This window comes from Butyrivibrio sp. (assembly GCF_015056685.1).
In the GTDB taxonomy this organism is placed as follows: Bacteria; Bacillota; Clostridia; order Lachnospirales; family Lachnospiraceae; genus Butyrivibrio.
On record NZ_SVFW01000094.1, the window covers coordinates 1 to 3330 of the forward strand.

Below are 3330 nucleotides of genomic sequence, written 5' to 3' on the forward strand. Positions count from 1 at the left end.
CTGGAAGAACTAAAGGACAGTGGTGCGGACATACTTATCTGCACAAAGTCAGACCTTGTACTAAGAGATCTGGATCTTCGCGGAGGTTTTAAGGCAGATATCATGAAATACATTTCCGATAAACATCCGGATCTGGTGCCGCTGTATGACGAAATTTATAACAAAAAGAACCGCAGCTATTTTGAAGCGCTGGAAAAGAAAGCAGAAGAGCTGGCTAAAAAGTATGATTGCAGGTTTGTTGATAATGAAACTCCGTATGAGAGAGTAGAGAAAGGACATCCAACAATCGTAGATTACTTTTACCACGAAGAAGTAAGAGGAACTGCCAATAGTGGAAAGAGAAATGTAATACATAATCCTTGATGGAAGAATAAATTGGAATATAATACCCCATGTATTATTTAAAAAATGGAATAAACGGAAGGATTATTTCTATGATAATTGATAGACGTATAGATGCCGGGAAGGCGTTTGACTGGGGAAGAACTTCTGAAGAATACGCAAAATACAGGGATGTCTATCCGAATGAATTTTATCAGAGGATTGCAGATAGAGGGCTTTGCATAGATGGACAGAATGTGCTCGATCTTGGGACAGGAACCGGCGTACTGCCACGTAATATGTACCGGTATGGAGCAAATTGGACAGGAACTGATATCTCTCCTGAACAGATAGAACAAGCTAAACGCCTGTCGGAAGACGCCGATATGAAGATTGATTTTCAAACGGTACCTACAGAAGAAATTGATTTTCCAAAAGAAAGCTATGATGTAATTACGGCTTGTCAGTGTTTCTGGTATTTCGATCATGAGCGGGTTATGCCCAAATTGGCTGACATTCTTAAGCCGGATGGAAGGCTGCTGATCCTATATATGGCATGGCTTCCCTTTGAAGATAAGATAGCAGGAAAAAGTGAGGAGCTTGTTCTGAAATATAGTCCTAACTGGACAGGTGGCGGGGAGACCAAACATGCAATATGGATCCCCAATGTGACTTATGAGTATTTCGAATTGGAAGATCATGAAGAATACGATTTGAAGATATCCTTTACTAAAGAATCATGGCATGGGCGGATGAAAGCCTCTCGAGGCGTGGGTGCGTCATTGTCGGAGGAAGAACTTGAAAAATGGGATGAAGAACACAGGGAATTGCTTGATGAAATAGCGCCTGAGCAATTCGAGGTACTTCATTATGCTGCATTGGCAGTACTGAAAAAAATAACTACCCGTTGAAATAAGCAAATCGGAGTTTGAATATGAAAAGCAGAGAAGAAATATTTGAAAGGAGGAAATATTATGAAAAAAAATAAGAAGATATTTTTAATTATTACAATACTTGTAGCGCTTATTTTACTAGGTGGATGTGCTACATGGTATGTTCTTAATAACAATGCATCAGATAATGGTAAAAACAATATTAGTTCTGTTGAACAAACCAACGATATGTCGCCTGAGGAATTATTTCAGGCATTTTGTGATGGTAAAATCACTGCCGAGGCACGTTCATATTATGACGATACTACTTGGACTATGGATAACACTAGTTTTCAGTTTGAAGAAACTACACCAGAAGAGGAATTTGATGCTAGCTTAGCAGTCACTAAAGTTGATCCAGTAGATTTAGACAATGATGGAGATGTTGAATTTATACTTGAAAATGCAATGTATGGCGATATGTGCTTTGATTGCAAAGATGGAAAAGTAGTATGTTTTGCTCAAGGGGAAGGAACAGCAGCAATGTGTTCTTTCACTCAGTATGATGGAGCATATTGGATTGTTCACAGTGATACAACTCACGGTGGAAGATGTACATATGTATTAACCAAGTTTAATGGCAATTTAGAGGTTGTAGACTCATTCAAATTTGGATGGGAGGACTGGGAAGATGATGGAATAAAGACTTATTATTTAGATGATAATGAGATAACAGAGGCTGACTATAAAGACTTGTATGATAAGGTATTTTAAATCATCAATCAAATTCGAGTTTGCGGGGAGGATTACGTGAAAATAGAAAAAGATGAAATAACAATCCGAGATTTTACGGAAACAGATCTTCCACTCATGTTTAAATGGTTGACAGATAAGAGAGTGCTGGAGTATTACGAAGGTCGTGACGTCAGGTTTACGATGGATACTTTGTCTGCACATTTTTTGGAAGAAATTCCAGATGGATTCAGAATGATCATCGAGTATAAGAAATCCCCCATCGGATATGCACAGGCCTATCAATTGAGTGGTGAATTGTTCGATGAATATGACTATCTTGACGATGGACATATAGTGTTTGCTATGGATCAGTTTATAGGTGAGCCGAAATACTGGAGTAAGGGAATAGGCTCATCTTTTTTGAAAATGATGGCTTCTCATCTGAAAGAAAATATGGCTGCGGAACGAGTTCTTCTTGACCCGCACCAAGATAATAAAAGGGCTATAATGGCATACGAGAAAGCCGGGTTTGAAATCATTAAATCACTTCCAAAACATGAGATGTTTGAGGGAGAAAAAGTAGATTGCTGGCTGATGGAATTAGCACTGTAGATTCAGGTTTGTCGAGATGAATGATAGAACATAAAGTTGGAAGATATTTCAGTATAGTCGAGGAGAATTATGAGTAATCCGTGGGAAGAAATCAGTTTGAATGATTATGAGAATCATATGAGCCTTGATTCTGTTAAACAACTCCAAATCATGAATTCAATAATGAAGGAGCAGTTTGAAGATTATCCGGTTTCAACGGCTATGGTCCTTGGAGTCGCCGGTGGAAATGGCTTGGAGCATGTAAGCCGGGATAAGTACCGGACTGTTTATGGAGTGGATATCAATGAGGATTATCTTCGAATAGTTTCGGAACGATATGCACATTTGTCTGATGTACTGAAATGCTTGAAGATAGATCTGATCAACGATGCTGATCAGCTTCCCGGAGTGCAGTTGCTGATAGCAAACCTTCTTATAGAGTATATTGGGTATGATGCATTTCAGAGAGTGGTTTGTAAAGTGAATCCTGAATATGTTTCTAGTTTGATTCAGATCAATGTGGATGATAAGCAGTGGGTATCAGATTCTCCCTATTTGCATGCGTTTGACGGACTGGATGAGGTACATCATCAGATGGACGAGGATTCACTTTTAACAAAAATGCAGGAGATAGGATATAAGGACATACTCCAGGCAAGGATCCCACTTCCTAATGGAAAGGCATTTATCAGAATGGATTTTCAAAATGGAAAAATGGGATAGAACGATAAATTGGAATATATTCCAGGTTAAGGAGGTAAGGATTATCAGCTGATGATACGAGAAGCAAAAAAAGAAGATTTGGAAGCAC

At 38.7% G+C, this 3330-nt stretch carries 4 protein-coding genes and 1 pseudogene; all 5 read left to right on the forward strand.

All coding sequences use genetic code 11. The annotated features are described in order from the left end of the window. Positions 1-363 (forward strand): annotated as a pseudogene (locus E7303_RS17900) (radical SAM mobile pair protein B); the annotation flags it as partial. A 29-nt stretch (positions 364-392) separates the two neighbouring features. Then, positions 393-1232 carry a class I SAM-dependent methyltransferase gene (locus tag E7303_RS17905; protein WP_292146823.1) on the forward strand — a complete coding sequence of 280 codons (840 nt, stop codon included), beginning with the start codon at positions 393-395 and terminating at the stop codon, positions 1230-1232. A 63-nt stretch (positions 1233-1295) separates the two neighbouring features. Continuing rightward, positions 1296-1967 (forward strand): hypothetical protein, encoded by a 672-nt coding sequence (locus E7303_RS17910; RefSeq protein ID WP_292146824.1) that lies wholly within the window; start codon positions 1296-1298, stop codon positions 1965-1967. 42 nt (positions 1968-2009) lie between these two features. Continuing rightward, positions 2010-2540, forward strand: a complete 531-nt coding sequence (locus E7303_RS17915; RefSeq protein ID WP_330601722.1) for a GNAT family N-acetyltransferase — start codon at positions 2010-2012, stop codon at positions 2538-2540. A 69-nt stretch (positions 2541-2609) separates the two neighbouring features. Next, on the forward strand, positions 2610-3242 hold the full coding sequence (locus tag E7303_RS17920; RefSeq protein WP_292146827.1) for a class I SAM-dependent methyltransferase: 633 nt from the start codon (positions 2610-2612) through the stop codon (positions 3240-3242). The last annotated feature ends 88 nt before the right edge of the window (positions 3243-3330 follow it).

Bases quoted from the DNA above. Each gene is read 5' to 3' on its own strand.
- E7303_RS17905 (WP_292146823.1), top strand. From the start codon at position 393: ATGTATTATTTAAAAAATGGAATAAACGGAAGGATTATTTCTATGATA.
- E7303_RS17910 (WP_292146824.1), top strand. From the start codon at position 1,296: ATGAAAAAAAATAAGAAGATATTTTTAATTATTACAATACTTGTAGCG.
- E7303_RS17920 (WP_292146827.1), top strand. From the start codon at position 2,610: ATGAGTAATCCGTGGGAAGAAATCAGTTTGAATGATTATGAGAATCAT.